We start from the raw sequence: 6,216 nt of genomic DNA on the forward strand, positions 1-6,216 counted from the left end.
ATATTGGAAAGGAGACTCGATCGTGACCGATCTTTCCTCTTTCGCTGAGCTCGCATCGATAGATCACGGACTGTGTGTGTTCAGCACCTTGCGTGGCGACGGAAGTATCCAGTCGTCGGTGGTCAACGCCGGCGTCTTGCCGCACCCAGTGACCGGCGCGCAAGTCGTCGGACTGGTGGCAATCGGCGGCTCACGCAAGCTGCGCAACCTGCGCGCCGATCCCCGAGTCGCCATCGTCGCCCGTGCTGGCTGGCAATGGGGAGCCGTCGATGGAACCGCCGAGATCATCGGACCCGACGACCCACATCCTGAGGTTGACGGGGAAGGCCTACGTGTTTTGTTGCGCAACGTCTTTAAGGCCGCCGGCGGCACCCACGACGACTGGGACACCTACGACCGGGTGATGGCCGAAGAACGGCGAGCCGCAGTGCTGATCGCCCCGAGCCGGATCTATTCCAATCCGGAAACCCGCTGACTCGGATCGACCTTTGATGTCGACGAAGTGGCTGACCTGCCGCCCGCTGAATTGACCGCCGTAATACCGCTAGCTAGCCTCATCAGCAGCTCACTTAGGGGGCGCGATGTTCGTTTACCACGGATCAGAGGGCTTAGTTCCTGGTTTCCGGCACTGAGCTCTGGCAAATCGGGCGGAAGGACATCGGATGGGTTTCGGCGATCAGTTGAAGGCTGATGTTCCGCAATACGTGCAAGGTGGGGCGGCGAACACCCCACCACCACCAATCGCGCCGGTTCCGGTACCGCCACCGGGTTCACCGATGGACGCATTGCTGGGGTTACTTCCTTTAGCTGCGAATGGCAGTGTCCCGACCGACAACACCGAGGCGCAGGCCGGCTATACGGAACGCGAGCAAAAGGTCAACGACGCAGTCACGAAATTTCCTGCCAATGAAGAGGAGTCCGCGGCCAAGCTGTCTGCTGTTGGCAATGACCCCAACCAGATGATGCAGATGGCCCAGCAGATGCCGCAGATGGCTACCGGCGTCGCACAGTCAGTCGCGGGCTCACTCGGTGGTTTGATCAATCCGTTGACCCAGATACCGCAGCAACTCGCGCAGGTAGGCCAGCAAGCTATGCAGGCGGGCATGGGGGCGCTACAGCACGGTGCAGGAGGCGGCGCTGCGGCTGCTGAGGCGATTCCCGGCGAGCTGCTCGGCGCCGAGAGCGCCCTCGGCGCGGGCGAGGGCGGGCTCGGGGCTGCAGGTGGCGGCGGTGCTGGGTTGGGAGGAACTACTCCGGCCGCGATGCTCGGGCCGCCGCCGGTGCCGTCAGCTGGGACCGTCCCGATGTCGTCGCCGACAACGCCGCCGGCGCCGCCGAGCTCATCTGAGCCGACCACACCGGCGCGGGGCGGAATGGGCGCAATGCCGATGATGCCTCCGGGTGCCATGCACGGTGGCGGCGCAGCCGGTAAGGACGAAAAAGCGGACACCAAGCGGGTTGTCCCCCCGTCAGTGAAGAACGGCGGGCCGGTGCAGGGGCGGATCACCACGCCGCCGACCACGCCCGAGGTAACGAAGCGCGTGGAAGGCAAGCCAGTCGCCAGTCGGCGCATCCTGCTGCCCCAGCACAAGCCGGAGGACGGCGGCGACGACGAAACTCGTTGACGCCGGTTATGGCTAACGGGCTCGGGCGGGTTCCGATACCGCACATCAATGTGCCGATACCTGGCCCGCCGACCGTGATCCTGCGTGGGATCGCCCACCTGACTGTGTCGGGGACAAACATTGAGAACTATGACGGATTCGAGCGTAAGGGCCCCCGTTTTCTGGCGCTGCTCGCGGCCGCCCTGCTATTAGGGTGGTTGCATCTCCGTGGAACATCAATCCCATAGGTTTGGTAACGATTCCCAACACCATCCCGTCCAACCGCTGAGCGACGACGCGGCCAAAGCGCAAGTTGTCGACGCCGCCAAGCAGGTTGTCTCCGTAGCCCAACTCAGGGGCGTGAGTGCAGGTTGCGACTTCGATTCATGTAACGACCAAGGCGACCCGCCCTATATGGACTCGTTGCAAGTTGTGTTCGACCTGCCGCCGGACACCAATAGCGATGCGTATTTTCAGGGATCGCGTCGGCGATGATAACCGTGGGCTGGCAGATAAATAAGCGGTACAAGTTTGGTCCGACACGGTTGGACAAGGGCGGGGTCACCGCCGAAATTGCGCCATTGGCCGCCAACCCAGGAAAAGGGCGGGTCAATGTTTACGGCGAATGCGCAACATGACCGACCATCACCACGACGACCTGCACCCCACTGATGTCACCGCCGAAGTTAACTGACGTGTTGAGCCCCAACAGAATTAATGGATGCGATCGACGCCAGTTACCGGTGATCGCTCACTTCGTCGAAGGGTGACTACAGCAATCGTGGATGAGCGATACGATCCAGGCATGTCGAGCCCGCCTCCTATGTCTTCTGGACCGCCCCCGCCACCCCCGTGGCCAATTGCGCCGTCCTCACCGAAGCGGCCATCGAAGTGGACGACGATCGCGTTCGGGATCGCGTTGCTGACGATCGGAGCGGTCGCAGTTGGGGCCTGGTTTCGGCCGTTGCCGGAGAACAAGCCTGCATCCCCGCCTGCGCCGACCTATACCAGCCAACAGATTGCCGACGCCAAGACGGCTGTGTGTAGTGCCTTTGACAAGGTGCACCATGCCGTGGATGTGGCCAACACTCGGAGCGGCGGCGACGATCCGACCGCGGTCCTGGCCGTTGCGACAGCCGCGCGCCAAGCGCTGGATGTCGGTAGCCGATATCTCCTCACAAAGCTGGCCGAAGAGCCGGCGACCCCGGCGGAGCTGGCATCGCAAGTTCGCAAACTCGCCGGCACATACCAGGAGGCAACGATTGACTACCTGGCCGAAGCGGGAGAAGCCGAATTAGGGCCTCTTGGTCACGCGTCTGACGAAGCAACAAATACGATTGATAAGCAATGTAAATGACTGGCTTTCCCCCAGGTGAGTGGTCCTTCCCGATTATCGGGGATAAGTGGCCGAGCGACTCGGCAATGGCTGCCCTTAGCACCAGTATTACTCATTGGGGTGGCCTTGAAAGTAGCTACCGCGATCATGAAACCCAACTCCTGCAAGCCATCTCGGGTCCGTTATCCGAAGATGGACAGCAAGGCATAACTGCCGATGACACCCGTGAGTCCTATCGTCGCGGTGCCGAGCACGATCGCCAGCTCGCCGACAAGTTTGGCATTTACAGAAATGCATTTCGCAGCGCCCACGACAGCATGGAGAGCCTTCGGCAGGAGCTGACGAGTTTGGCCGAAGAAGGCAACAAAGAAATCAACGACATCAAGAACTCAAAGGAGCCCGAAGAAATCAAGGTGGCACAGATCGTCGCCACAATACAACGGTATCGAGCGTTGGCCAATCTCGCCGCGGCCAAGTACGGCGAGAATGTCCTCGACGCGGTGCAGTCGATTATGGATGCGCAGGGGAATGGCCAGTCGGCTCGGGAATTCGCCCAAACTCATGGGCTTAATACGAGCCAGATGTATCGGCAACCCAACGACCAACAAGAATTGACGGATCGAGTCCGGGGAATGCTTGACAATAGCAGCGGGTCGATGGGGCCATCCAGCGCCGCCAAAACGCAGGGAGTACTCGCAGACGGGCCTTATACTCAGCAACCAATACCGGCGGCTAGCACGACAACCGGCCCATCCGGTGTCGCAAATACACAAGGAACACTTTCGGCTCCACCCACCGCGGTGGAACCAGCACCTGCTTCCAGTTTTGCTGGAGGCCCGGCTCCTATCGCCCAGACGCACGGCGTCAACCCCGGAGTGGCTACGCCGCCTTCATCTGGGCGTGTTCCCGCAGCCCCGTCGGCGCCAATCTCAGGGCTATCTGGTGTTGGGATGTCATCCCTGCCTTCTGCTGGTGCGCCGTCGATGCCGAGCGCCGGCATGCCATCGCTACCGAGTAATCCAGCATCGGCTCTGTCGGGCACTCCTCTCGCGCCCCCGACCGGTCCGGCTCAGGGTTTAACTGCGGCCAATCTGATGCAGAGCTTCAACGCTGGGTTGGAATCCGGTGCGCCCGTTTCGGCCGCTGCCAATGCGGTGCCGCCACCGAGTCCAACGGATGCCCCGGTGGCCCAAGGACCGCCGGCCGCACCCACCGTGCCGATGGCTGGACCTGGAACACCGGTGCAGGCACAGGCTTTCGAGACGCCTCCTCCAGTCGAGCATCCGTCGCCGCCGAGTGCACCGCCGGTTGTAGCCGCACCTCCACCATCAGTGGGTGGTGCGGCGCCGACCCCGCCATCAGGACCGCTCCAGGCCTACGGCGCCGATTTGCGACCTCCGGCCGCGGCCGCCACAACACCGTCTGCCCCGCCGAGCCCATCGCCGCCAACACCAGCGGCTCCGGCTTCAGCGCCGACGCATCCCTCCACCGCGCAGGCCGGTGTGAGCCAACCCGCAGTAGTGCGGCAACCAACCACGCCGGGCACTTCGCAAGCGCCCCCCTCAGGCATCGGGACCCAGGCCGCCGTGGCCTCCGCCGGTGGCGCGGTCGCTGGCGCCGCGTCGGCCGACGCAACGGCCCGGGCACGCTTGCAGCGTCTGGTTGATTTTGTGGCGCGCCAGGAGCCTGCGCTGGCCTGGGCGGCCGGGGATCGCCCTGATGGCACAACGGTCTTGGTGACCGATCTGGCCTGCGGCTGGATCCCTCCGGGCATCGACCTACCGGCGTCGGTCACGCTACTAGAACCGGCCCGCCGCCACGGCGACTTGGAAGCGCTGCTAGGCGAAATCACCGTTGCTGCAAGCTATTCACCCATCCACCATGTGCCCGAAGAGGATGACGAGCCGGTAACGACTTCACCGCGACCGCGCCGCGCACCCGAAATCGAAGAACTGGGCTGGGAGTTGAATCGCGCCACTCACTGGCGTGACGGGTTGCCCCAGTTGGCCCACACTTTGGCGAAAGCTGCCACACGTGGCACAGGTGTGCTCGAGCAAGAAGTCGAACTGCTGCACGAACAACTTACCAACTTTCGTGAGAGGGTACTCGAGTCCTATCCAGACAGCGTTGACGCGGTGTTGCTGGGGAATTGGCAGTTACTCGCTGCGATCGACGCACTCGTCGAGGGGGACAAAAACGCGGCTAACTATCACTTGTTTTGGTTTTTGGCGCTCAGCGAGAAACCAGTCGCAAGGGTCGGGCGATGATTGTTGGTGTTTAGGACCTCGCCGATCGAGGAACCGGCCCTAGCGCAATACCAGCGCTGGGTCGCCGCGACGGCGATACACCGATCCGAAGCGAGCGTCAATCCGTAACCAGAACGGCAGAATACGCACGCGCACGATCTCGTCTGCATCGACAGACTCCGGCGACTGCGGCAGAAAACCCATTGCGGTCAAAGCAAATACACAGCGCATCGGAATACCAACGCTGACATCGCCCGAGCTGACCGCGACGACCTCCTGATCAAGCAGCGAAACGGGCGGACCGTGCGCGCTGCCATGGTCCTTGGCGAGGCGCGCGCCGCGCTGCGCCAGATCCAGCATCACTCGGGCCGGTACGTCGTCAAGGTGGGTGAAGCCCGACTCCGGCGGCAACGCCCCCCGCCACGCCGAATCCATCGGAAAGCCCGGATCGACATAGCCGGAGCTATCCATCGCAGCGAGGCCCCGTCCCAATTGGTCTGCGCCAGCGGACAAATCGTCGGGGCGCACCATGCCGGCCACCACCCTGCTGGCGAGAACGTCGAAGCCGGTTGCCACCCAAGCCGTCAACAAGCCTCCGGGACGGGCCCGTAGACGGATGACGGCAGCCTCATCGAGGCGCAACGCGCGGTCGACGAACGTTGCCAAGTCTTTGCGGTGAGCTGGGTCGACCCACAGTCCCCGCTCGGCTAGCGCGACCACCGCTGGAGATATTCCCGTTGATGCGGTGAGAGACGCACCAGCCGCTGCTCTTCGATATGAACTGCCGCCAACTGCGTCTCGGCGATCACAGCCGGCTTCGACTCAGGCGCGACGTTGATCGACCGCACCTCATAACCGAGCGTGAAATCGACTGCTCGCATCCGCTTTACCCAGATGGTGACCTGCAACGGCGAATCAATCAGTCGCAGCTGACCTTTGTAGCTGACACGCACATCGGCGATCAGCAGACCGATGGTGGTGATATCGGCGGCAAAAGGCTCTCGCAAGAACGGGACCCGCGCCTCTTCAA

7 protein-coding genes are annotated in these 6,216 nt (G+C 62.8%); 4 read left to right on the top strand and 3 right to left on the bottom strand.

The features are described from left to right. Positions 1-22 precede the first annotated feature (22 nt). The 3 genes from VFA16_RS12820 to VFA16_RS12830 all read left to right on the top strand — a co-directional run bounded on the left by VFA16_RS12820 (position 23) and on the right by VFA16_RS12830 (position 2,961). The gene (locus VFA16_RS12820) at positions 23-475 is read left to right on the top strand and encodes a TIGR03618 family F420-dependent PPOX class oxidoreductase (protein ID WP_324968178.1); all 453 of its coding nucleotides are present in this window, start codon (positions 23-25) and stop codon (positions 473-475) included. A gap of 187 nt (positions 476-662) precedes the next feature. After that, positions 663-1,625, top strand: a complete 963-nt coding sequence (locus VFA16_RS12825; RefSeq protein ID WP_324968173.1) for a hypothetical protein — start codon at positions 663-665, stop codon at positions 1,623-1,625. Positions 1,626-2,568: 943 nt separating this feature from the next. Next, positions 2,569-2,961 carry a hypothetical protein gene (locus tag VFA16_RS12830; RefSeq protein ID WP_324968174.1) on the top strand — a complete coding sequence of 131 codons (393 nt, stop codon included), beginning with the start codon at positions 2,569-2,571 and terminating at the stop codon, positions 2,959-2,961. A 368-nt stretch (positions 2,962-3,329) separates the two neighbouring features. Here the strand turns inward: VFA16_RS12830 and VFA16_RS12835 are convergent, their stop codons facing one another. Then, the gene (locus VFA16_RS12835; RefSeq protein WP_324968175.1) at positions 3,330-3,503 is read right to left on the bottom strand and encodes a hypothetical protein; all 174 of its coding nucleotides are present in this window, start codon (positions 3,501-3,503) and stop codon (positions 3,330-3,332) included. A 1,107-nt stretch (positions 3,504-4,610) separates the two neighbouring features. Here VFA16_RS12835 and VFA16_RS23800 point away from each other — a divergent pair. Beyond that, positions 4,611-5,207, top strand: coding sequence for a DUF5631 domain-containing protein (locus VFA16_RS23800; RefSeq protein ID WP_414687710.1), 597 nt, complete (start codon positions 4,611-4,613; stop codon positions 5,205-5,207). 39 nt (positions 5,208-5,246) lie between these two features. Here the strand turns inward: VFA16_RS23800 and VFA16_RS12845 are convergent, their stop codons facing one another. Then, positions 5,247-5,906, bottom strand: a complete 660-nt coding sequence (locus VFA16_RS12845) for a hypothetical protein (protein ID WP_324968176.1) — start codon at positions 5,904-5,906, stop codon at positions 5,247-5,249. After that, positions 5,894-6,216 (bottom strand): acyl-CoA thioesterase (locus VFA16_RS12850; RefSeq protein ID WP_324968177.1); only part of this gene is annotated, 323 nt, incomplete at its 5' end. The genes VFA16_RS12850 and VFA16_RS12845, both read right to left, overlap by 13 nt.

Origin of the sequence: Mycobacterium sp., from assembly GCF_035653355.1 — a bacterium.
Taxonomy (GTDB): domain Bacteria; phylum Actinomycetota; class Actinomycetes; order Mycobacteriales; family Mycobacteriaceae; genus Mycobacterium.

Excerpts from the sequence above, each read along its gene's own strand:
- VFA16_RS12835 (WP_324968175.1), bottom strand. The coding sequence starts at position 3,503 with ATGAGTTTGGGCGAATTCCCGAGCCGACTGGCCATTCCCCTGCGCATC.
- VFA16_RS12825 (WP_324968173.1), top strand. The coding sequence starts at position 663 with ATGGGTTTCGGCGATCAGTTGAAGGCTGATGTTCCGCAATACGTGCAA.